Origin of the sequence: Pseudomonas sp. 478, from assembly GCF_003254125.1 — a bacterium.
Classification (GTDB): Bacteria; Pseudomonadota; Gammaproteobacteria; order Pseudomonadales; family Pseudomonadaceae; genus Aquipseudomonas.
Map to the genome: position 1 here is coordinate 22,674 of NZ_QKZG01000005.1, position 24,162 is coordinate 46,835.

A 24,162-nucleotide genomic window follows, 5' to 3' on the forward strand; every position below is an offset into this window, starting at 1 on the left:
GCCTGCTCCAGCGGCGCCGTGCCCATCGCACAACCTTTTGAGGTTCACGTTATGCCCGAATTCAACGCCCCGCTGCGCGACATGCGCTTTGTCTTGCATGAAGTGTTCGACGCCCCGGCCCTGTGGGCACGCTTGCCGGCCCTGGCCGACAGTGTCGACGCCGCCACCGCTGACGCCATTCTTGAGGAGGCGGCCAAAGTCACCTCGCACCTGATTGCGCCCTTGAACCGTAGCGGCGACGAAGAAGGCGCCCAGTGGGTCGATGGCCAGGTCAGCACGCCAATCGGTTTCAAACAGGCTTATGCCACCTACATCGAAGGCGGCTGGGTGGGGCTTTCCGGTAACGCCGATTTCGGCGGCATGGGCATGCCGAAGATGCTCGCCGTGCAGTTCGAAGAAATGCTCTACGGCGCCAACTCAAGCTTTGCTTTGTATTCGGCATTGAGTTCCGGTGCCTGCCTGGCGCTGGATGCCCACGCCAGCGATACCCTGAAAAACCTCTACCTGCCGCCGATGTACGAAGGCCGCTGGGCCGGTTCCATGTGCCTGACCGAGGCCCACGCCGGCACTGACCTGGGGATTATCCGCACCCGCGCCGAACCTCAGGCCGACGGCAGCTTCAGCATCACCGGCAGCAAGATCTTCATCACCGGTGGCGATCAGGACCTGACCGAAAACATTGTCCATCTGGTGCTGGCCAAACTGCCGGACGCACCGGCGGGGCCGAAAGGCATCTCGCTGTTCGTCGTGCCCAAAGTGCTGGTCAATGCCGACGGTTCCCTCGGCGCTGCCAACGCCGTGAGTTGCGGTTCGATCGAACACAAGATGGGCATCAAGGCCTCGGCCACCTGCGTGATGAACTTCGACGGCGCCAGCGGCTGGCTGGTCGGCGAAGCCAACAAAGGTTTGGCGGCGATGTTTACCATGATGAACTACGAACGCCTGTCCATCGGCATTCAGGGCATTGGCTGCGCCGAAGCGTCCTATCAGAGCGCCGTGGCTTACGCCCGTGAACGGGTTCAGAGCCGGGCGCCGACCGGTGCCATTGCCCCGGACAAAGTGGCCGACCCGATCATCGTCCACCCCGATGTGCGCCGCATGCTGCTGAGCATGAAAGCCATGACCGAAGGCGGCCGTGCGTTCGCCAGTTATGTCGGCCAGCAACTCGATCTGGCGAAGTTTTCCGATGACGTCCAGGAACGGGACAATGCGCAAACCCTGGTCGCGCTGCTGACGCCGGTGGCCAAGGCATTCTTTACCGACACCGGTCTGGAAAGCTGCATCAACGGCCAGCAAGTGTTCGGTGGCCATGGCTACATCCGCGAATGGGGCCAGGAACAACTGGTGCGTGACGTGCGCATCGCGCAGATCTACGAAGGCACCAACGGCATTCAGGCGCTAGACCTGCTCGGGCGGAAAGTGCTCGCCGACAAGGGCTTCGCGCTGCGCCAGTTCACCGGCGAGATCCGTCATTTCGCCCATCAGCCTGACGCGCCCTACTCCGCTCAACTGTTCGATGCCGTGCAGCGTCTGGAAGACCTGAGCGACTGGCTGCAGGATCAGGCCGCGACCAATCGCAACGAAGTCGGCGCCGCATCGGTGGAGTATTTGCACCTGTTCGGTTACGTCGCCTACGCCTGGCTTTGGGCACGTATGGCGCAGGTCGCCAAGCAAAAGCTGCATGACGACGAAGGGTTTTATGGTGCGAAAATCGCCACCGCCGACTTCTATATCCACCGCCTGCTGCCGCGCATTTTGAGTCTGGAGCAATCCATTCGCGCGGGCAGTGCCTCGTTGTTTGGCCTGAGCGCCGAACAGTTCTAACGATTGAACCGCACGCGGCGCCGCGCTCCTATCTTTTTGGCGTTCGCGTTTTTTTATTGATAAGCCCTCGCCCACCTGGCGAGGGCCGCGGGACCTGTCTTTCCATAATAAAAACAAAGGGGCTTCACCATGGACCGCAATACCCGCACCCTCGCTACCCGACTGTTGCTGGCCGGCGGCGTCATCAGCCTCTCGGCCCCCGCCGCTGCTGACTTTGTCAAAGACAGCAAGGCCAGCCTTGAGCTGCGCAACTTCTATTTCAACCGCGACTATCGCCAGGACAACGCCGCCCAATCCAAACAAGAGGAATGGGCCCAGGGTTTCCTGCTGCGCTATGAATCGGGCTTCACCGAAGGGTTGATCGGTGTCGGTTTCGACGCCATCGGCCTGCTAGGCGTCAAGCTCGATTCCAGCCCTGATCGCGCAGGCTCCGGCCTGCTCAAACGCCACCGCGACACGAGCAAAGGTGCTCAGGACGAGTACGGTGAACTGGGCCTGACCGCCAAAGTGCGTGCCTCGAAAAGCACGCTGAAACTGGGCACGCTGCTGCCGAAACTGCCCACGTTATTGGCCAACGATTCACGGCTGTTGCCACAAACCTTCAAGGGCGGTCAGTTGACCTCGCTGGAACTCGAAGGCCTGACGGTGGATGCCGGGCGACTGACGCAGGTCAATCAGCGCGACTCCTCGGACTACGAGGACATGGGCATCACCCGCACCGGCGCCAAGGGCATCACCAGCCGTCATCTCGACAGCGACAGCTTCGATTTCGCCAGCCTGAACTACAAATGGACCAGCAACCTCGCCACCGGCTACAGCTACGGCCATCTCGACAATTTCTACAGCCAGCACCTGGTCAACCTGACCTACGTGTTGCCGGTGACGACGGGGCAGTCGCTGAAAACGGACCTGCGCTTCGCCCGCTCCACGGATGATGGCGGCAGCAATGTCGATAACAACGCCATCGGCGCGATGTTCACCTACAACCTCGGCGGGCATGCGTTGGGCCTGGGTTATCAAGGCATGAGCGGCGACACCGGCTACGCCTACGTCAACGGCACCGATGCCTTTTTGGTGAACTTCGTGCAAATCGGCGACTTCGCCAGCAAGGATGAAAAATCCTGGCAGGCGCGCTACGACTACAACTTTGCAGCCATTGGCGTTCCGGGCCTGACCTTCATGACCCGCTACCTCACCGGCGACAACATCGATCTGGGCGGCAACCGCCCGGAAGGCAAGGAATGGGAACGTGATACCGACATTGGTTATGTGGTGCAGAGCGGGCCGTTGAAGAATGTCGGGGTGAAATGGCGTAACGCGACAGTTCGCTCGACCAACTTTGGCAGCGATCTGGATGAAAACCGCCTGATCGTCAGCTACACCTTGCCGATCTGGTAAGTCAGTTCTGGTTGCACAAGGGGGACTCGCTTGACGGCGCAGTCTCCTTTTTGCTGCTGGATTTGTGCTGTGATGGCGGGCCTCTTCGCGAGCAAGCCCGCTCCCACACTTGACCGAGTCTCCCATGAGAATGCGGTTAGATGTGGGAGCGGGCTTGCTCGCGAAGGCGGCCTCAAAAACACCAATGATGATTGTAGGTTAAGATGCCTGCAAACCAGGCCCGCCGCGAGACGCCCCGCATGACTGATACCACCCCCCGCCTGATCAAGAAGTACCCCAATCGCCGACTGTATGACACCCACACCAGCAGTCATTTGACGCTGGCGGACATACGCCAGTTGGTGGTCGACAAAGTTGCCTTTCAGGTGGTCGATGCCAAGAGCGGCGAGGACCTGACCCGCAGCATCCTGCTGCAAGTGATTCTGGAAGCTGAAAGCGGCGGTGAGCCCATCTTCACTACCGAAATGCTGATGGGGATTATCCAGTTCTACGGCCCTTATCAGAGCGTACTCGGCAGCTATCTGGACAAGAGCATTCAGACCGTGATCGACATCCAGTCCCAGACCGGCGCGCAGTCGTCTGAGGCCTGGAGCGACTTCATGCATCAACAGGCACCGGTGATGCAGGATCTGATGCGCCAATATGTCGACCAGTCGAAGGCGCTGTACCTGAACACCCAGAACCTGTTCGGCATGTTTGGCGGCAAGCCGGATACCAAAAACGGGCCGAAAAAAAATGGCGATGGGGAGTAAACCCATCGCCATTGTTGCCGCTGATCTAATGCGACTTACTTATTACCGCTGGTAGCCTTGGCGCTTGCTTCTGAAGTCGCTTTGGTGGCCGCGGCAGTCGCTGCTTCGAAATTGCTTTGAGCGGCTTCGGAAGCCTGTTTCACGGCTTTCTGTGCGCTTTCAAATGCTGTACCGGCATTTGCCAGACCCGACTTGAACGCGGCCACAACAGGCTCGGAACCGGCCGGTGCATTCTTGCTGATGGCTTCAACGAACTCTTGCACCTGCTGGGTGCCCGCTTCGACCTGGCTCGAGGTCAACTTGGCGATGTCCGACTGGGTACCGACGATCAGCGCTTGAACCTGACGGTTGAATTCGGCCAGACGTTCGGTCTGCGCGCTCGGCTGGGTGAAAGAAGCCTGCAGCTCGGCGAAACCTTGTGGATCACGCACGGCCAACAGTTTGCGAACACCTTCGAACTGCTCTTCGGAGGTTTCACGCAGGGCCTTGAACTGCAACTGGCTGAGCTGTTCAACGCTGGCGAAGACTTTGCCGCTGATTTGCTGCAAAAGGTCGAGGTTGGCTTTCTGAGCGGTTTGCAGTTTTTCCGAATTGAAAAAAGACATGCTTGAATCTCCTGGTACTGGAAGGCCCTGATGGACCAGAGGACGCGATAGCGATCCGGCCAGTCATCGCGTTAGCCTTGATATTGCAGTGCACAAAACCATTTGGCAACGTGTATTTTTGTGCGGTGCAAAATAAACTTTGCTAAAGCCCTCCTTGTTAGCTGTAAACTCCTGCTCATCGAACGGCCAGGCTAGCCCTCTTTAACTAAAGGGGTCTGATGGGCCGGTTCCCATGCACAGCGTCAGGAGATCACGATGGGTCAGGAATTAAATATTGCACTGCAAGATGAAGAGTTCTCCGAACCCGCCGGCTTGTTCGAACACCTGAATCATCTGCAACGCCTCAATACCCGCAACGTCCTCGATGCCGTGCAGAAGCGCCAGGCAAAAACCTTCGCGCCTTTAAACCTTGGGCAACTCCGACAGCCAACGCCTGCTGACTGGCAGGAATACTTCACGGACCTCGGCCAACGTAGTGTGTTGTTCTGGGACACCTTGCGTCAGCGCGGCGACAACACCCTGGCCCACGAACGCGCCGGGTATCCACTGCTGCTCAAGTTCAATCATGAAACGCTGGTCGCCGGTGAAGACCTGCCCCGCCCGGTCAACTATTCGTTGTTGCAAATCCTCGGCGGCCCCGGTCAACGGATCGACAGCAAAAAACAGCCGGTGATCATCATCGATCCCCGCGGTGGTCACGGCTCGGGCATCGGCGGGTTCAAACAGGATTCGGTCATCGGCGAAAGCCTGAGAGCCGGCCACCCCACCTACTTCATCTCCTTCAGTCACGCGCCCCGCCCAGGGCAAACCCTTGCTGATATCACAGACGCCCAAGCGCGGTTCATCGAAGTCGTCAGCGCCCGGCATCCAGACAGCGCCAAACCAGTCGTCATTGGTAACTGCCAGGCGGGCTGGGCGTTAATGGGCCTCGCGGCCACTCGTCCGGAGCTACCAGGGCTGATCATCGTCAATGGTGCGCCGTTGTCGTACTGGGCCGGCGTCAATGGCCGCAATCCAATGCGCTATACCGGTGGTTTGCTGGGCGGTGGCTGGATGGCACGCCTGGGAAGTGACCTGGGCAATGACCGTTTCGACGGCACCTGGCTAGTCAGCAATTTCGAAAACCTGGACCCGGCCAACACCTTTTGGGGCAAGTACTACCACCTGTTCAGCGAAGTCGACAGCGAGGCCGCACGCTTTCTGGACTTCGAACGCTGGTGGGGCAGCCCGACCCTGCTCAATGGCGAAGAGATCGAGATGATTGTCGACGACCTGTTCATCGGCAATCGTCTGTCCGGTGGCCTGGGCCGCAAGAGCAGCGGGCTTGACCTCAAGCTGATCGAAGTGCCGGTGGTGGTGTTCTGCTCGTATGGTGACAACATCACCTCCCCACAGCAGGCACTGGACTGGATCACCGACGTCTATCCCAGCGATCTCGCGTTGCAAAATGCCGGACGCACCATCGTTTACCTGCGACACGCGAGCATCGGTCACCTGGGCATCTTCGTGTCCGGTGACGTGGCGCGGCGTGAACACCGTGAATTGCTCGGTGCGGTCGATGCGATCAATGCACTGTCAGCCGGGCTGTATGAAATGCTGATCGAAGACCTGCCGGAGAATTCGGCGACGCCGTATGCCGTGCGTTTCGAACGCCGGCTTATCGCCGACATCCATGGCCAGGTGCAGCCGCCCCGCGATGACGATCGCGAATTTGCGCTGGTCCAGCGCGTGTCCGCTATCAACAACAGTGTGTACGACGAATGCATACGCCCGTGGTTGCGCCAGTTGATCAACGAACCAAGTGCCGAAATGCTGCGCCGGGCGCACCCTTTCCATCAGCAGCAAGTAGCCTGGAGCAGTTTGAACCCGGCGCTTTGGTGGCTGGCAGGCAGTGCCGCCCAAGTGAGCAAGGATCGTCACCCCGCCAGCCAGAACAACCCGTTGCTGGTCTGGCAGGAACTGTTTTCCAACCAGGTGCAGGATGCCTTGAACGGCTATCGCGACCTGCGTGATGCGGCTCAGGAAATGTGTTTCTACGGCGTGTATGGCGTACTCAACAGCCTCGCTGGCAATGCCCCCGGACGTAATCTGCAGGAACATGCCGAGCAGCACGACAAGGTTTTGATCGAGCGCTTGCAGGATGCCCTGCCCCTCGGCGGCCTGATGGAAGCCTTGATACGGATCCTGTTCCTGCTGGGCCGCGACAGCGACGAGCCGGGCAAGGAAAGTGTCGAAAAATTGATCCTGCAACTGCAGGTGCTGCTCCAGGACTACAGTGCCGAGCCGCTTGATTTGCGCGAAACCTTGCGCCTGCAAAAACTGCTGGTTGCTACCCATCCACAAGAAAGCCTGCACAGCCTGCCCTTGATACTTGTCGAGGTCGAAGAACGCCAGCAAGTGCTCGCGGCCGTCGCCAACTTGTTGCCGGAACTGCTGACCAGCGGCGCAGACAACCTCTTCTGGCGGGAACTGCACACGCTGCTCGACGTGCCGCTACCAGGTTTCAGCCTGACCCAACCACCCGGTGAAGCCGATGCCATCGAAGAGAAAGTCCCGGCGGTAACCCCTGAGCCCATCATGCAGATCACCCCGGTGGAAATCCCCAAGCCAATCAAACAGAAAACCCCTGAGGTCATCCCTGAGCCCGTTAAGCAGGAAGCCCCAGCGCTAATCCCCGAGCCAATCAAGCAGAAAACACCCGCAGTGACCCCAGCCCCCATCGCCAAGGTTGCGAGTCCTGTGCGCAAACTTGCCAAGGGCAAGAAAGGCGTGAAAAAACCTCCGGTGAAATGACGTTGAACGTTGACGGGAGGCTGCGTCAGACCGACGCGGCTTCCTTGATTTCAAACGATTCATCGGCCCGATACTGGCCGGGTGTCATGCCAAACCAGCGGCTACAGGCTTTGTTGAAGCTGCTGTGATCATGAAAACCAAGGAGATACGCGACATGCTTCATGTTGAAGTGAGAATGGCGCAGGTAGAAATCGGCCAATTGCCGGCGCACCGCGTTCTGCACGTCCTTGAATTGCGTCCCTTCCTTTTCCAGCGCGCGTTGCAACGTCCGCTTGCTGATGTTCAATGCCGCTGCGATCGACTCCATGTCGCATTGCCCCTGGCCCTGACTCAAGCGCTCGGTAATCAATGCGCGAATTCTGCTGACAATGCAAAAACCAAACAGCAGGTCCAGTTGAGCCTCGGCAAAACTGTCATGCAGCACCGCCAACGCTTCATTGGCCATGCTCAACGGACGCATCAGTTCCTCACTGTCAAACAAAATGCTGTCGTAAGGCGCGTCGAAATGCAGGTCGCAGCCAAACAACCGACGATGCTCGGTGGTGTCTTCAGGTGCGGGATAGCTGAATCCCACGCTCAAGGGTTGCGGTGCGTTGCCGCCCGCCAGCTTACGGCAGAAACCCAGCAATGAAGCCAGCGCTGCATCGGTGTATTGGCGAGGTTTGATCGAGCCTTTTTGTTGATGGTCAAGGCCGGAAAGTCGGTAATTCTGCTGTTCCGATGTAAAGAAAAGGCTGAACCCGGTACCAATCAACGGACTGAAACGGACCAGTCGTTCAAGGGCGTTTTTCAGATTCAGGCTGGACATCATGGTGTAGCCGACGATCTGAAAGCTGCCGGGGTGGAAACTTCCATAGGCCTTCAAGCCAATGTCTGGATCCCCCGAGGCCTGAGCGGCCAGATCCCATAGTCGATAGATAGCCCTTCGCTCGCAAAACGCTCCTGGTTTGTTCGCGAGTTTCATGTCTAGTTCAGCCTCCTGGCACAGACTGGCAACATCCAGTCCTTGAGCCAAGAGCGTATTTACCAGCACGCTGGCATAGCCTGAACTCATTCTATACATGGCGTCCTCAATGACCTGTGGAACCGAACATCCTGTCCGGGGCCGTGACTGATCTGCGATGAATCAAATACTAACGGGTGGTTCAGTTGCCAATATTGATCCCAGTATAGGTACTCCTCACTTTTAGCCACTATTTCAGACCACTCGTCGCCTTGCAGCAGCTGCCGAGCCCGCGAGGCTGTGGTTGAGAGGATTGTGGCGAGGGGATTTAGCGAAACGTCGCACCGCCCCGTTCGGCGGCGAAGCCGTCGTCATCCATTCGATGCGGTGTGGCTGGAAAAACAGGGGCCGCTTCGCAGCCCAACGGGGATAAATCCCCTCGCCACAATCCCTCCCCGCAACCTCGCTGGCTCGGCAGCTGCTACACAGATGAGCGTGAGGCGACCATAGAAAGTTCCCGTTCCGCTTCGCGCATGGCACCGTTGGACACCAGACCGTCACCTCTCAACACTTCCGCACGTCCTGCCAATACCGAACAATCCCCCATCTTGCCGCGCAAAATACAAAAAGGAAGAGAGCATATGAAGTCGCTTGGTCGTATTGCGTTGGTCACGGGTGGTATGGGTGGGATTGGCACTGCGATAAGCCAACGCCTGTACAAGGAAGGATTCAAGGTCATCGTGGGCTGCAGCTCCGATTCCGCCCGCAAGAAAGAATGGATGGCGAGCCAACAGGAGGCGGGTTATCAATTCGAATGCATCTATGGCGACATCACCGATTGGGAATCAACACGCAACGCGTTCGAGATGGCGCGTGAGCAATTCGGCCCGATTGATGTCCTGGTCAACAACGCCGGGATCACCCGTGATGCGTCCTTTCGCAAGCTGACGCCCGAAGACTGGAACGCGGTCATCGGCACCAACCTGAGTGGCCTGTTCAACACCACCAAACAGGTGATTGAAGGGATGCTGGCCAAGAAGTGGGGACGGGTCATCAACATCTCCTCGATCAACGGTCAGCGCGGTCAGTTCGGCCAGACCAACTACAGCGCGGCCAAGGCCGGTATCCATGGCTTCACCATGGCGCTGGCCCGGGAAGTGTCCGGCAAGGGCGTGACGGTCAATACCGTTTCCCCAGGCTACATCCAGACCAGCATGACGGCGGCCATTCGCCCGGACATTCTCGAGACCATGATCGCGGCCACACCGGTCGGGCGTCTCGGCCAACCTGAAGAAATCGCCTCCATCGTGGCCTGGCTGGCTTCCGATGAATCGGCCTACAGCACCGGGGCCGACTTCTCGGTCAACGGCGGCATGAACATGCAGTAGACCTGTCAGGGCATGGATGCCCTACTTTCGCTCGACAACATCTTAATGAGGTCACGCATGAACGAAGTCGTAATCGTTGCCGCTACTCGTACCGCCATTGGCAGTTTTCAAGGTGCCTTGTCCGCAATTCCAGCTACCGAGCTGGGCGCGGCGGTCATTCGCCGTTTGCTGGAAGAGACTGGTCTGGACGGCTCGCAGATCGATGAAGTGATCCTCGGCCAGGTACTCACCGCGGGCTCGGGGCAAAACCCGGCACGTCAGACGGCGATCAAGGCCGGCCTGCCCCATACCACCCCTGCCCTGACCCTGAACAAGGTCTGCGGCTCGGGCCTCAAGGCGGTCCAGCTGGCGGTTCAGGCCATCCGTTGCGGCGACGCCGAACTCATCATTGCCGGCGGTCAGGAAAACATGAGCCTGGCGCCGTATGTTCTGCCCAAGGCCCGCACCGGTTTGCGTCTGGGTCATGCGCAACTGCAAGACAGCGTGATTCAGGACGGGTTGTGGGACGCCTTCAACGACTACCACATGGGCATCACCGCCGAGAACCTGGCGAAGAAATACGAACTGAGTCGCGAAGACCAGGACGCTTTCGCCGCGGCTTCGCAACAGAAAGCCTCTGCCGCCATCGAAGCGGGTTACTTCAAACGTGAAATCACCCCGATCCTGATCCCTCAGCGCAAGGGTGAGCCGCTGGTCTTTGACACCGATGAACAGCCGCGTCCGGGCAGCACGCTGCAGGCGCTGGGCAACCTCAAACCCGCGTTCCAGAAAGACGGCAGCGTGACCGCCGGGAACTCGTCGACTCTCAACGACGGTGCCGCCGTACTGTTGCTGGCCAGCGCCGCCAAGGCCCAGGCCCTCGGTTTGCCGGTTCTGGCACGCATCAAGGCTTACGCCAGCGCTGGCGTCGACCCGTCGATCATGGGCATCGGCCCGGTACCGGCCACCCGCTTGGCATTGACCAAAGCCGGCTGGAGCCTGGACGACCTCGACCTGATCGAAGCCAATGAAGCGTTCGCTGCGCAATCACTGGCCGTCGGCAAGGAACTGGGTTGGGACACCAGCAAAGTCAACGTCAACGGTGGCGCGATTGCCCTGGGTCATCCGATCGGCGCATCGGGCGCGCGGATTCTGGTGTCGCTGTTGCACGAGCTGATTCGTCGCGACGGCAAAAAGGGCCTGGCCACGTTGTGCATCGGTGGCGGCCAGGGCGTCAGCCTGGTCATCGAGCGCTAGAAGAAACACAGGACTGCTTGCTTGACTGCTAACGCGGCGCCGAAGTCCGGCGCCGCGGTTTTTTTCTGCCAGGTTTACTGATGTGGGCAAGGAGTTCCATGGACAATAACGCGCATACCTTCAACACCTTCTGGTCAGGCCAGGTTCCGTTCATTGCCTCCTTTGCAGTGCAACAACTACGTCTCTGGGTCAGCACCAACCCGTGGTTTACCGGCCAGGACTACAACGAGTGGTTTGACCTGCCGCGCGGCACCCTGGACAGCCTTCAATCGGACTACCAACAGCAATGGGGCGAACTCGGCCAGCAACTGCTGACCGGTCAGCCATTCAGCTTCGACGATCGACGTTTTGCCAGCGGCAACTGGAGCCAGCCCCTGTTCGGCTCGCTCGCAGCGTTTTACCTGCTCAACGCAGGGTTTCTGCTGAAGCTGCTGGACAAGTTGGCGATCCCGGACAAAAAGCCGCGCCAGCGCCTGCTCTATCTGGTGGAACAGGCCATCGCGGCCGGCGCGCCCAGCAACTTTCTGGCCAGTAATCCCGATGCGCTGCAACGGGTCGTCGACACCCAGGGCAGCAGCCTCCTCACCGGCCTGTTGCACCTGGCCAGCGACCTGCAAGAAGGCAAGATGCGCCAGTGCGACGCCGGCGCCTTCAAAGTCGGTGTCGATCTCGCCAACACCCCCGGCGAAGTGGTGTTCGAGAACGAACTCTTCCAGCTGATTCAGTATTACCCGCAAAGCGAAACCCAGTACCGGCGCCCGGTGTTTGTCGTGCCGCCGTCCATCAACAAGTACTACATTCTCGACTTGCGCCCGGACAACTCGATGGTTGCCCATTTGTTGAAACAAGGGCACCCGGTGTTTCTGATGTCGTGGCGCAACTTCGACCAGGAGCACGCTGGCACCACTTGGGATGACCTGATCGAAACCGGCATCATCAAAGGCCTGCAAGTGACCCGCGAGATCAGCGGCGAGCAGCGGCCCAATTGCGTCGGCTTCTGCATCGGCGGCACCTTGTTGAGTTCGGCGCTTGCGGTCCTGGCGGCGCGCGGCGACCGCGAGATTGGCAGCGTGAGCCTGTTGACCACCTTCCTCGACTACCTCGATACCGGCCCCATCGACATCTTCGTCGACGAACAACTGGTGGCCTACCGCGAGCGCACCATCGGCGGCCAGGATGGCCCCATCGGCCTGTTCAAGGGCGAGGACATGGGCAATACCTTCTCGCTGCTGCGTCCCAACGACTTGTGGTGGAACTACAACGTCGACAAATACCTCAAGGGCCAGAAACCAATCCCCCTTGACCTGCTGTTCTGGAACAACGACAGCACCAACCTCCCGGGACCGATGTACTGCTGGTATTTGCGCCACACCTATCTGCAGAACGATCTGAAATCCGGTGAGCTGGACTGTTGCGGGGTCAAGCTGGACCTGCGCGCCATCGATGCTCCGGCGTACATCCTCGCCACCCATGACGATCACATCGTGCCGTGGAGAAGCGCTTACGCCAGCACCGAGTTGCTCTCCGGAACCAAGCGTTTTGTACTGGGCGCATCAGGGCATATCGCCGGGGTGATCAACCCGCCGGCCAAGGAAAAACGCCACTACTGGACCAACAACCGGGTCACCAAAAACCCGGAAACCTGGTTCAAGAACGCCCAGCAACATTCCGGTAGCTGGTGGAATGACTGGTTCGTCTGGCTGGCTGAACAGTCTGGCGAACGCCAGCCCTCGGTACTGCATACCGGTAACGCGCAATACCCGGCGATTGAGTCGGCGCCTGGGCGTTATGTGATGCAGTGACAGACAGCCCCGCGCCTTGACCGACAGCGCGCGGGGCCGTCCTTCAGCATCCTCGCAAAAAAACCAAACACAGCACATCGGTTCAATATTCCCGCCTGAATCTACGCAACCATGGCCTCCTCACTCACCCGTAAGGACATCGCCATGGCCCTCGCAAAAGCTGTTCCCGGCAAAACCCTGCTGACCCCGTCCGACCACACCCTGATCATGATCGATCACCAGTCGCAGATGTCCTTTGCGACCAAGTCAATTGACGCCGTCACCCTGCGCAACAACGCTGCACTTGTGGCCAAGGCCGCGCGGGGCTTCAAGGTCTCGACCATTCTGACCACCGTCGCCGAGAAGAGCTTTTCCGGGCCGATCTTCGACGAAATCAAGTCAGTGTTCCCGGAACACAACGTCATCGACCGTACCAGCATGAACACCTGGGAAGACGAGCGCATTGCCGTCGAAGTCAACGCGTTCGGCAAACAGAAAATCGTCCTCGCTGGTCTGTGGACCTCTGTGTGCATCGTGGGCCCGGCACTGTCGGCCATCGACCAGGGTTTCGAGGTTTACGTGATTGCCGATGCCTGTGGCGACGTCAGCACCGAAGCCCATGAAATGGCGATGCAGCGCATGATCCAGATCGGTGCCCGCCCAATGACCTCGCTGCAATACCTGCTTGAACTCCAGCGCGACTGGGCACGTACCGAAACCTATGACGAAACGGTGAAAACCTCGATTGCGAACGGAGGCTCCTACGGTCTTGGCCTGATCTACGCCAAAACCATGTTCGGTGCCTCGGAAGGCCATTAAGCGCCGTCTAAAAACAAGCGACTCCAGACATTCTGGAGTCGCTGTCCTCGTGATGAATAAGCCATGAAGCTTTGCGCGCAAGAACTGAAACTCGCGTTGCCGTTCTGGGTGTCGGTGCTGTTCGCGGGCTCGGCCGGGGCGGCTCTGGCTGATGAATCGACGCAACCCCCCCAGGGCTTTCTGGACGGTGCATCGTTGTCGGTGCTCAGTCGAAATTTCTACCTCAACAGTGACTATCGGTCACCGTCACCCGCGGACAAAAACTATAAACAGGAGTGGGCTCAAGGATTTATCGGCGCTTTTGAATCCGGATTCACGCCCGGTACATTTGGATTTGGCCTGGATGCCCATGGGTTTCTGGGGCTCAAGCTCAATGGCGGCAAGGGCCATTCCGGGACTGGACTGCTGCCCGTGGATGCTGATGGCCGCAGTGAAGACAACTACTCCAGCGGCGGCGCGGCATTGAAAATCAAGGCCTCCCGAACCACAGTGGCCTTCGGTGAAATGATGGTGGAAACCCCGGTGTTCGACACCGCAGACAAACGCCTGCAACCGGAGTACGCCACGGGTTTTTTGCTCAACAGCCGTGAAATCGACGGTATGAATCTGCAGGCCGGTCACTTCACCGCGTTCAAGAACCAGGACAGTTCTTCGAGCAAAGACGACTTTTACGGCTACGGCGCCAACACCGAGGCCGGTGGCATCTCGTTTCTCGGCGCTGACCTGTTCACCCAGAGTCCCGTCGGCGGCGCGCTCTACGCTTCCGAGCTGACCGACACCTGGCACCAGTACTACGCCAACCTGCACCTGAAACAATCCGGCATGTTCCTCGATGCCAATGTCTATCACACGCAGGACACCGGCCAGGCGTTGGCCGGCGCCATCGACAACACGGCATTCAGCCTGTCGGGCAAATACACTCACGATGCCCACGGGTTCACGCTGGCTTATCAAAAAATCAATGGCGACACGCCCTTCGATTTCGTCGGTGGCGACTCCATCTACCTCGCCAACTCGATCAAGTACGCGGACTTCAACGGCGCGCATGAACGTTCCTGGCAAGCACGCTATGACCTTGACCTGGGCCCCTACGGGATTCCCGGGCTGAACTTCATGACCCGTTATGTGAAAGGCAGCCAGATCGACGGCACCCATGCGCCCAAAGGTGGAGCCTACAACCCGTTCGACGAGACGCTCGGTGAGTACGTTCCTCAACAAGGGGACGGCGGACGGCATTGGGAGCGGGACATAGACCTTCGTTACATCGTGCAGTCCGGCTCGGCCAAAGGGCTGTCCGTGCAGCTGTCCCATGTTTCGCATCGAGCCAACACACCCCAGGCGGGCGATGATATCGACAGGGTTTATGTGGTCATCCAGTACCCGCTGAGCTTCGGGCATCTCTGATGGGGAAAATGGCGGAAGGCAGCCGGAGTCGAACCTGCCCGGGAACGGATGCCGTCCCCAACCGGGTTTGAAGCCCGGCCGCGCCACCGGGCGCGATTGCCTTCCTTGAAATCAGTGGTCGGTGCGTTGGGCCAAGGCATTGTCGAGGCGGATGTGGCGCTTGTCGCCAAACCGTCGCGTCAGGCCGATCCGGTCGAAGTATTCGAGAATCTGGATGCTGCGCTTGCGCCCCAGGCCCACCGCATCACGAAACGCCGTAACCTGAATCACCGGGTTTTGCGCCGCCAGTTGCACAAGCATAGCCGCCAATCGGCGGATCATCGTGTCGGTGTAGAACAGGTCACGGACGACTTGATGCACCAATCCCAACCTCGCCATTTTGCACAGCAGCAAGCGCACGGCCGCCTCGTCATGGCCAAGGTCGCGCACCCACGGCGGATCGAAACCAGCCTGTTCGAACAAAGGCTGCAAGTATTGCCACAGGGCTTCGTCGTCTTCGCTCAAACGCACCTGATGATCGGGCAAATGCAACCATGGCCCGCTGGCCGCAATGGCCCCGCTGGCGAGTAATTCGTCGAGCAGGCTGATGAACGTCGCACGCTCCAGCGCGGTACCGCTGAACCGCCGCAGGCGATCCCGGTCCGGGCCCATTTGATCCGGTTCCAGTTGATGAAAACGTGCGAGGTGTTCCAGCAACAATGCTTTCAGTGCTTCCCAGCGGGCCGCACTGAACAGCAACGGGCCTTGGCGGGTGTCGATCAGGCGCACGTCATCCGGCAAAACCCAGGTGTTGCGGGGGCGGTTGAACTGACGCTCAAGACGCCGCGGGTCGAGCCCGGTGTCGCTGTTGGCCAATAATGCCGGCAGGATCTCCTCCAACTGATTACCTGGGGCGAGGGCGTATAACTGCGCCAACCGTTCGGGGCTGCGGCGTTGTCGGGTCGGTGCAAACGGGTCGAGCACCCGCGCGCCGCCGAGGGTGCGTTGGGCGCTCTGGTCCCGCAGGATCAAGGGATCGCCCTTCACGGCCTGCACCGGGGCATTCAACAGCAGTTGCGCGAACATCCGCTCACCCGGCAAAAGGCGGGTGCCTTCCAGCAACGCCACCCGGCCAGTCACCTCCTGAGTCCCCACGTGAACATGCACAAGCTGAAAGTGCTCGAAGGCTTTGGCTTCGCTGGCCAACAATTGCAGGTCGATATCCACTCGCTGGGTTGGCGCGTACAGCCACTCGGCCGACAGCCACTGACCGCGATGGATCTGCTCCAGGGCCAAGCGTTCGGCACTCAGGTTCAACGCGACTCGCTGTCCGGCCATTGCGATCTCGGCAGCCTGACTCTGCGCATGCAGGCCGCGCACGCGAACGGGTTTGCCCAGCGGGCCGAGCGTCAGCGTATCGCCCACGGCCACCACGCCAGACAACGCAGTGCCGGTCACCACGATACCGACGCCGGCGACGCTGAAGGCTCGGTCAATCGCCAGGCGAAAACCGCCGCGGGTGCTGCGTTGAAGGACTTCACGTTGCGCCGCGAGCAAGGCCTGACGCAGCGTCTCGACGCCCTCCCCGGTCACGCTCGACAGCGCAATCTGCGGCGCGTTGGCATAGGGTCCCGGGGCCAGCAATGTCTGGATCTGTTCGCGGACGGCTTGCACTCTGGACGGTTCGACGCGGTCGCATTTGCTGATCGCCACCAGCGCTCGAGGGATACCCAGCAGTTCAACGATGGCCAGGTGTTCGCGAGTCTGCGGCATGACACCGTCGTCGGCCGCGACCACCAGCAACACCAGATCAATGCCCTGAGCCCCCGCCAGCATGTTGTGGGTGAAGCGCTCATGACCGGGCACGTCGATAAAACCGGTCAGGGGCGCATGGGGTTCCAGCGCCGCGTAGAGGTAGCCGAGGTCGATGGTCATGCCGCGTTCACGCTCTTCCCGACGCCGGTCGCCGAGCAGGCCGGTCAGTGCCTGGAGCAAGGCCGTCTTGCCGTGGTCGATGTGCCCGGCGGTGCCGACGATCACGCTACGGTTCCTGCCATTTGATCGAGTTGCGCCAGCCACGCCGGTTCATCGTCCAGTTGCCGCAGGTCCAGCCACAACGCATCGTCATCAATGCGCCCGAGCACCGGAATCGGCAACGCACGCAAGACCGCTTCCAGACCGTGCAGCTGCCGTCCGCGAAGACGTTTGGATACGTGCGGTCGCAGGCATAAAGCCGCACTCGGCAAGCGCGCCACCGGTTGGCTGCCGCTGCCGATCATGCCCAGCGCCGGTACCGCGCTGACGCTCCAGCCGTCGCCCAAGGCTTTGGCCAGCGAGGGTTGCAGGCGTTCAGCCTGGGCGAGGATGTCCGCCTGGGGCCGAGTCAGCAGGCGCAAACTCGGCAACCGTTCGGCTAGACGATCAGGGTCGCGGTACAGGCCCAACACCGCTTCGAGGGCGGCCAGGGTCAGTTTGTCGACCCGCAAGGCGCGTTTGAATGGATTTTTCTTGATCTTCGCGATCAGGTCTTTGCGTCCGACAATCAACCCGGCCTGGGGGCCACCCAGCAGTTTGTCGCCACTGAAGGTGACGATGTCGGCGCCATCGATCAGTGCCTGGCGCACCGTCGGTTCGGCGGGCAAGCCCCAGCGCGTCAGGTCCAGCAGGCTGCCGCTGCCGAGGTCTTCAAGCAATGGCAAGCCGTGCTGATGCGCGAGTTGCGCCAACTCGGCGGTCGGCACTCGCGCGGTGAAGCCTTCGATGTTGTAGTTGCTCGCATGGACGCGCATCACCAAACCGCTACGGGGGCCGATGGCCGCCTCGTAATCCCGGGCATGGGTGCGATTGGTGGTGCCGACTTCGTGGAGCCTGACCCCAGCCCTGGCCATGATGTCGGGAATGCGGAAGGCGCCACCGATTTCGATCAGTTCGCCCCGGGAAATGATGCCTTCCTTGCGCGCGCCCAGGCTGTTGAGCGCCAGCAACACCGCCGCGGCGTTGTTGTTGACCACCGTCACCGCCTCGGCGCCGGTCAGCTCGCGGATCAGGCCTTCGATCAGGTCATCACGGTCGCCGCGTTTGCCGCTGTGTAGGTCAAATTCCAGGTTAAGCGGATAACGGGCCGCCCTCTGCAGCGCTTCGATGGCTTCCTCCGGCAACAACGCTCGCCCCAGATTGGTGTGCAGCACCGTGCCGGTAAGATTGAACACCCGGCGCACGTTGCTGCGATGCTGACTGGCCAAGCGCTCTCCCGCCCTGCCCGCCAACGCTTCAGGCGCGACTTCAATAGCGTCGAGTTGCCCGAAAAGGACCGGCTCACGCAAGTCATCGAGCAATTGCCGCAGGCTGGCCAGCAGCGCATCACGCCCGTAACGTTCGGCCAATGGCTGACAGGCGGGATGACGCAGCAAGCTGTCGATAGAAGGCAGCCGCAGGGTTGAGCTGGCGGATCTGGAAGACATCAGGCGCTCCCGCAAACGTTGACCGTCGCGCCTGAGTGTAGTCGCTGAGCCCGGAGGGATAGCTTAAAGGGCTCGCTCAGTCACCTCCCGGTGCCAGCAACAGATTAGGCGCCGGACGCTGGTAGCCTTCCTGCTCCAGGCGCATGTCCAGTAGCAGGCTGGTCAGGTCCGTCGACAGCGCTTCGGCCTCGGCGTCGTTTTCCAGGTAAAGCAGTTTCAGGTAGCTGCGACAGCCCGGACAGACCTCCGCGCGCAACGGGGCCTGGTTGGCGGCGTGGCGGTCGTCATCGAGGCTGACGTATTCAAGGCCTTTGCTTTGTTCGCAATACACGCATTTGACCCGCACCACATGCCATTCGCAGGCACACAGCGAGCACACCAGGTACCGCAAGCCGTTGTATTTGCCGCGATGACGAATCACCCCGGCCATGGCCGGCGAACCGCAGGCCGGGCATTGACTGAGACTGTCACCGGGCTTCAACGCAAGGTCCGGCGTGCTCAGCAACCAATGACTCCAGGCCACCTGCAACGCGGCGCCGAGAAACGGCACCACGGCGGCGGGCAGCAAGGCGAACTGGCCGCTGACCAGCGCAATCGCCCAGGCCTTGCGTTGCCCGACGTTGGCGCTGCGCAAGGTCGCCACGGCTTTTTCCACGGCCGGTTGCGGCGGTGGCTGGTAACGCTGCAATAGCGCTTCGAGGTAAGGCAGCCAATGGTCTTCGCGTACCAGACTGTCGGCGGCGAACGGCGGCAAGCCGTGTTGCTGGCACATTCGCCTACGTTCGGGATCGGGCATGGCGGCTGCGGGCGGATCATCCATCAGTCCCTGCTGCACGTGGCACAGACCGGTCACCAACCGCAGGTAATCGGCCATTGGATGGCCGTCAACCAGACGTTCCAGGCGCAAAGCGCGCAAGGTGAACAGGTTGTTCGGTGGCAGGTGCAGAAACGGCGGCGAACTCGCCGCCGCTTCGATCTCGCCAGGCTCAAGAATCGTCGCCAAGGGGTTATCCTTTTTTGCTGATCGGCCGGTCGGGGTGTTCGTCGCGGGTCACTTCGCGGTACCAGAGTTCATGGTGTTTCCTCGCCCAGGCGCGGCTGACCCAACCATGCGTCATGGCGCTGACCGAACCCTTGATCCAGATGCCAGCGTAGATGTGAACGATGATGCTCAGCACCAGGATCAAACCCGCCAACGCATGCAGCAGCATCGCCCAACGAATGCTGGTGATGCCGAAGTACTCGCTGAAATACGCGCGCCAGATCACCAAGCCGCTGAACAACAGCACCAGCATGCAAATCAGCAAGGTCCAGAACAGCAGCTTCTGCCCAGGGTTGTACTTGCCGATGGGCGGCACGCCCTCTTCCTCGTTCTTGATTACCCGCCCGACGCGTCGCAGCCACAAGCGGTCATTGCTGATAAAGAAGTTCGCCCGGAAGAATTGAATCACCAATCCCAGGAACAGGACGAACATCACCACGCCCATGAACGGATGCAGAACGCGCGTCCACGGCCCACCGCCAAACAGATTGCTCAGCCAGAACAGTGCCGGATGGAACAACGCCAGCCCCGACAGCGCCGCCATGAAGAAGAAAATCGCCACCAGCCAGTGATTGGTGCGCTGGTTCGAGGTGTAGCGCAGGATCTGTCTGCGGATCATGGTCTGTCCTCCCCGCGCGGATCAAAGATGTGTACTGACGGATCGACTTCATGCACCGCAGGATCCACGGTGGTCGGCAGTTCGTCCTCCTCGACCAACTGCGGCCCGACCCGCACGTAGTGGAAGAACCCGGCCAGCACGGCCAAACCCATAGCCAGTAAGCCCAACGGTTTACTCACGCCTTTCCACAACTCCACCAGCGGACTGATGGTCGGAGCGCTCGGCAGGCCGGCATACAACTTCGGCGTGTCGGCGTGGTGCAGCACGTACATCACGTGGGTGCCGCCGACACCTTCCGGGTCATACAAGCCAGCGTTGTCGAAGCCACGGCTCTTGAGGTCGACGATACGTTCGGCAGCGTGTTCTTTCATGTCTTCCTTGCTGCCGAAAACGATGGCACCGGTCGGGCAGGTTTTCACGCAGGCCGGCTCCAGCCCCACCGCCACCCGGTCCGAGCACAATGTGCATTTGTAGGCCTTGTGATCCTTTTGCGAGATTCGCGGGATATTGAACGGGCAACCGGTGATGCAATAACCGCAGCCGATGCAATGGTCCTGGTCGAAATCGACAATGCCATTGGCGTGCTTGATGATCGCCCCCGGGCTCGGGCACGCCGCCAGGCAACCGGGCTCGGCGCAATGCATGCAGCCGTCCTTGCGAATCAGCCACTCCAGGTTGCCGGCGTCGGTTTCATGCTCGGTGAAGCGCATCAAGGTCCAGGTTTCTGCGCTCAGGTCCTGCGGGTTGTCGTAGGTGCCGAGGTTGTGGCCGACATCGTCGCGCAGCTCGTTCCATTCCGAGCAGGCGACCTGACACGCCTTGCAGCCAATGCACTTGGTGGTGTCGATCAGCTTGGCCACTTCCTCTTGATTGCGTACTGAGGATGGGACGGTCGTGGTGGCCGAACGGGCGATAATGTCTTGGCTGGCCATTTAGACTTTCTCCACGTTGACCAGGAATGACTTGGATTCCGGGGTCTGAGTGTTGCCATCGCCGAGGAACGGCACCAGGGTGTTGGTCAGGTAACCGTGACGGGTGGCGCCAGTGAATCCCCAGTGCAACGGGATACCGATCTGGTGCACCACCTGATTGTTGACCTGCAGCGGACGAATCCGCTTGGTCACCACCGCCACTGCTTCTATATGCCCGCGCTTGGAACTGACACGGACCCGGTCGCCGGCCACGATGCCTTTCTCCTTGGCCAGCACTTCACCGATTTCGACAAACTGCTCGGGCTGAGTCACGGCATTGATGGGGCAATGCTTGGTCCAGAAGTGGAAGTGTTCGGTCAGCCGGTAACTGGTCGCCGCGTAAGGGAAGTCCTTGGCCTGCCCGAGGGTTTCCCAGACTGAATCGAAGATCCTCCCGGCCGGGTTGCTGGTCGCCTGCTTGTTGTTCGGGTGCATCGGATTGATGCCAATGGGCGTCTCGAACGGCTCATAGTGTTCAGGGAACGGCCCTTCGTTCATCTTGTCGAGGGCGAAGAAACGCGCCACGCCTTCGGGGTTCATGATGAACGGGTTGATGCCCGCTTCCGGTGGGGCATCGACCTTGTAGTCGGGCACGTCGGTGCCTGTCCAGGCCTTGCCGTTCCACCACACCAGCCGTTTGTTCGCGTCCCACGGTTTGCCTTGAGGGTCGCAGGAGGCGCGGTTGTAGAGAATCCGCCGGTTCATCGGCCAGGCCCAGGCCCATCCCAGGTTCTGTTTCATGCCGAAAGGATCGCTGTTGTCGCGCCGTGCCATGTTATTGCCCTGCTCGGTCCAGCTGCCGCAGAAGATCCAGCACCCGGAAGCCGTGCTGCCATCGTCCTTGAGTTGGCCAAAGCCGGACAGCTGCTGACCGGCCTTGACCACCGCACCTGAGGCGTCAGTGACATCGGCGATGGCATAGCCGTTAAATTCCCGGGCCAGCTCTTCCGGTGTCGGGTCATCCGCCGTCTTGTAGGGCCAGTCGAGTTTGAGGATCGGCTCGGCCCAGGCACCGCCGTTGGCCTGGTAACGCTTGCGCAGGCGCAAGAACAGCTCGGCCATGATCTTCACGTCCGTGCGCGCCTGCCCCGGGCCGTCGGCGCCCTTCCAGTGCCATTGCAGCCAGCGACCGCTGTTGACCAGTGAACCGTTTTCTTCAGCGAAGCAGGTGGTCGGCAGACGGATGACTTCGGTCTGGATGCTGGCCGTTTCCACATCGTTGTAAGGCCCGACGTTACGCCAGAACTCTGAGGTTTCGGTGGCCAGTGGGTCCATCACCACCAGCCATTTGAGTTTGGCGAGCGCCTTCATCACACGGTTCTTGTCCGGTAATGCGGCGATCGGGTTGAAGCCCTGGCACATGTAGCCATTGACCTCGCCCTTGCCCATCATGTCGAACATTTTCAGGATGTCGTAGCCGGGAATGTCCAGCTTGGGCAGCCAGTCGTAGCCCCAGTTATTCTCAGCAGTGGCATTGGCGCCGTACCAGGCTTTCATCAGGCTGACGTGAAACTTGCCGTAGTTCTGCCAGTAGGACATCTGCCCGGGGCGCAACGGCTTGAGTGCACGTTTGGCGATGTAGGCGTTGTAGTCCTGTTCGGCTTCGGATGGCAGGGTCAGGTAACCGGGCAGCAGGTTGGACAGCAAGCCCAGGTCGGTCAGGCCCTGGATATTGGAGTGCCCGCGCAAGGCATTGACGCCCCCGCCCGGCATGCCGATGTTGCCCAGCAACAGTTGCACCATGGCCGCGCTGCGGATCATCTGCGAGCCAATCGAGTGCTGGGTCCAGCCCAGGGCGTAGAGAATCGTCATGGTTTTGCCCGGTTGTGAGCAGGTGGCGATCTCTTCCCAGATTTTCTGCATGGCGTCCGTGGGCATGCCGCAGACCTGGCTGGCCAGCTCCAGGGTGTAGCGGCTGTAATGCTGCTTCATCAATTGATAGACGCAGCGTGGGTCCTGCAAGGTCGGGTCGACTTTGGCGAAGCCGTCCTCGCCGATTTCGTAGCCCCAGCCGGACTTGTCGGTGTAGGTGCGTTTGTTAGCGTCGTAACCGCTGAACAACCCGTCCTCGAAGCCGTAGCTGGCCTTGACGATGAAAGACACGTCCGTATAGGCGCGCACGTACTCGTGCTGGATCTTGTCTTCAGTCAGCAGGTAATTGATCAGCCCGCCCATGAAGGCGATGTCGGTACCGGTGCGGATCGGCGCGTAATAGTCGGCCACCGAGGCGGTACGGGTGAAACGCGGGTCGACCACAATAAGCCGCGCCTTGTTGTGGGCTTTGGCTTCGGTCACCCATTTGAAACCGCAAGGGTGCGCTTCTGCTGCGTTGCCGCCCATCACCAGAACCAGATTCGCGTTGGCGATATCGGTCCAGTGGTTGGTCATGGCACCACGGCCATACGTCGGGGCAAGACTTGCCACCGTCGGGCCATGTCAGACACGTGCCTGGTTATCGAACCCCAGCATGCCCAGACTGCGAATCACCTTGTGGGTGATGTAACCCGCTTCGTTGGACGACGCCGAAGCCGCAAGGAAACCGGTGGTCAGCCAACGATTCACCGTTTGCCCCTGAGCGTTCTTCTCGATGAAGTTGGCGTCGCGGTCGGCCTTCATCAGGTCAGCGATGCGATCCAGCGCTTCATCCCAGGAGATTCGCGTCCACTCTGTGGTGCCGGGCTTGCGCACCTGTGGGTACTGAAGACGGTTGGGACTGTGAATGAAGTCGAGCAGACCGGCACCTTTGGGGCACAGGGTGCCGCGGTTGACCGGGTGGTCGGAATCGCCTTCGATGTGGATGATGTTTTGCGCGACGTTCTTGGCCGCATCGCCCTGGCTGTACATGATCACGCCGCAGCCGACCGAGCAGTACGGGCAGGTGTTGCGGGTTTCATGGGTGTGGGCAAGCTTGAAGTGGCGCACTTGCTCGGCGAAGGCAGTCGCGGGGGCCATGCCCAGCGCGCCGAGGCTCGAGCCCGCAAGGCCGATACCAGCGACCTTGAAGAACTGACGACGGTTGAGGTCCATCGTGCACTCCTGTCAGGTGGAAACCCGGTATTTTTGCCGGGTTTTTCTGGACAATCATGGTGGCGGCAGTCTGGCTGCCGACACTTAAAACTGTAGACAATGTTAGAACTGACTGTGTGA

At 60.2% G+C, this 24,162-nt stretch carries 17 protein-coding genes and 1 tRNA gene; 9 read left to right on the plus strand and 9 right to left on the minus strand.

From position 1 onward, the window contains the following. Positions 1–51: 51 nt before the first annotated feature. From DFS28_RS11945 to phaR, 3 genes are all read left to right on the plus strand, one after another. Complete coding sequence (locus DFS28_RS11945) at positions 52–1,824, plus strand: acyl-CoA dehydrogenase C-terminal domain-containing protein (RefSeq protein WP_111449934.1); 1,773 nt, start codon at positions 52–54, stop codon at positions 1,822–1,824. A 129-nt stretch (positions 1,825–1,953) separates the two neighbouring features. After that, complete coding sequence (locus DFS28_RS11950) at positions 1,954–3,222, plus strand: OprD family porin (RefSeq protein ID WP_111449935.1); 1,269 nt, start codon at positions 1,954–1,956, stop codon at positions 3,220–3,222. Between the two features lie 203 nt (positions 3,223–3,425). Beyond that, complete coding sequence (gene phaR, locus DFS28_RS11955; protein WP_111449936.1) at positions 3,426–3,974, plus strand: polyhydroxyalkanoate synthesis repressor PhaR; 549 nt, start codon at positions 3,426–3,428, stop codon at positions 3,972–3,974. 35 nt (positions 3,975–4,009) lie between these two features. On the opposite strand, the gene phaP is transcribed toward phaR, so the two are convergent. Beyond that, positions 4,010–4,579 (minus strand): TIGR01841 family phasin, encoded by a 570-nt coding sequence (gene phaP / locus DFS28_RS11960; RefSeq protein ID WP_111449937.1) that lies wholly within the window; start codon positions 4,577–4,579, stop codon positions 4,010–4,012. 255 nt (positions 4,580–4,834) lie between these two features. Between phaP and DFS28_RS11965 the strand changes: the two genes are divergently transcribed. Next, positions 4,835–7,372, plus strand: coding sequence for a DUF3141 domain-containing protein (locus DFS28_RS11965; protein ID WP_111449938.1), 2,538 nt, complete (start codon positions 4,835–4,837; stop codon positions 7,370–7,372). A gap of 25 nt (positions 7,373–7,397) precedes the next feature. Here the strand turns inward: DFS28_RS11965 and DFS28_RS11970 are convergent, their stop codons facing one another. Then, positions 7,398–8,435: an AraC family transcriptional regulator gene (locus DFS28_RS11970; RefSeq protein WP_111449939.1), complete on the minus strand. Its 1,038-nt coding sequence runs from the start codon at positions 8,433–8,435 to the stop codon at positions 7,398–7,400. Positions 8,436–8,956: 521 nt separating this feature from the next. Here DFS28_RS11970 and phbB point away from each other — a divergent pair. The 5 genes from phbB to DFS28_RS11995 all read left to right on the plus strand — a co-directional run bounded on the left by phbB (position 8,957) and on the right by DFS28_RS11995 (position 14,943). Continuing rightward, a complete protein-coding gene (gene phbB, locus DFS28_RS11975) occupies positions 8,957–9,703 on the plus strand; it encodes an acetoacetyl-CoA reductase (protein WP_111449940.1) in 747 nt (248 codons plus the stop codon). 57 nt (positions 9,704–9,760) lie between these two features. Beyond that, on the plus strand, positions 9,761–10,939 hold the full coding sequence (locus DFS28_RS11980; RefSeq protein WP_111449941.1) for an acetyl-CoA C-acetyltransferase: 1,179 nt from the start codon (positions 9,761–9,763) through the stop codon (positions 10,937–10,939). A 98-nt stretch (positions 10,940–11,037) separates the two neighbouring features. After that, positions 11,038–12,741 carry a class I poly(R)-hydroxyalkanoic acid synthase gene (phaC, locus tag DFS28_RS11985; RefSeq protein ID WP_111449942.1) on the plus strand — a complete coding sequence of 568 codons (1,704 nt, stop codon included), beginning with the start codon at positions 11,038–11,040 and terminating at the stop codon, positions 12,739–12,741. A 144-nt stretch (positions 12,742–12,885) separates the two neighbouring features. Then, positions 12,886–13,539 (plus strand): hydrolase, encoded by a 654-nt coding sequence (locus DFS28_RS11990; RefSeq protein ID WP_008146861.1) that lies wholly within the window; start codon positions 12,886–12,888, stop codon positions 13,537–13,539. 63 nt (positions 13,540–13,602) lie between these two features. Next, positions 13,603–14,943, plus strand: coding sequence for an OprD family porin (locus tag DFS28_RS11995; RefSeq protein ID WP_111449943.1), 1,341 nt, complete (start codon positions 13,603–13,605; stop codon positions 14,941–14,943). A gap of 9 nt (positions 14,944–14,952) precedes the next feature. Here DFS28_RS11995 and DFS28_RS12000 read toward each other — a convergent pair. The 7 genes from DFS28_RS12000 to fdnG form a co-directional block, all read right to left on the minus strand. Further along, positions 14,953–15,048: transfer RNA gene (locus DFS28_RS12000), tRNA-Sec, on the minus strand. A gap of 6 nt (positions 15,049–15,054) precedes the next feature. Beyond that, positions 15,055–16,962, minus strand: coding sequence for a selenocysteine-specific translation elongation factor (selB, locus tag DFS28_RS12005; protein WP_111449944.1), 1,908 nt, complete (start codon positions 16,960–16,962; stop codon positions 15,055–15,057). After that, positions 16,959–18,383 carry an L-seryl-tRNA(Sec) selenium transferase gene (gene selA / locus DFS28_RS12010; RefSeq protein WP_111449945.1) on the minus strand — a complete coding sequence of 475 codons (1,425 nt, stop codon included), beginning with the start codon at positions 18,381–18,383 and terminating at the stop codon, positions 16,959–16,961. Before selA ends, selB begins: the two co-directional genes overlap by 4 nt. Before the next feature lie 76 nt (positions 18,384–18,459). Further along, positions 18,460–19,386, minus strand: a complete 927-nt coding sequence (gene fdhE, locus DFS28_RS12015; protein ID WP_111449946.1) for a formate dehydrogenase accessory protein FdhE — start codon at positions 19,384–19,386, stop codon at positions 18,460–18,462. Positions 19,387–19,390: 4 nt separating this feature from the next. Continuing rightward, a complete protein-coding gene (locus DFS28_RS12020; protein WP_111449947.1) occupies positions 19,391–20,044 on the minus strand; it encodes a formate dehydrogenase subunit gamma in 654 nt (217 codons plus the stop codon). Next, the gene (gene fdxH, locus DFS28_RS12025; protein ID WP_111449948.1) at positions 20,041–20,976 is read right to left on the minus strand and encodes a formate dehydrogenase subunit beta; all 936 of its coding nucleotides are present in this window, start codon (positions 20,974–20,976) and stop codon (positions 20,041–20,043) included. Before fdxH ends, DFS28_RS12020 begins: the two co-directional genes overlap by 4 nt. Continuing rightward, a complete protein-coding gene (gene fdnG, locus DFS28_RS12030) occupies positions 20,977–24,042 on the minus strand; it encodes a formate dehydrogenase-N subunit alpha (RefSeq protein ID WP_146604227.1) in 3,066 nt (1,021 codons plus the stop codon). Between the last annotated feature and the right edge of the window lie 120 nt (positions 24,043–24,162).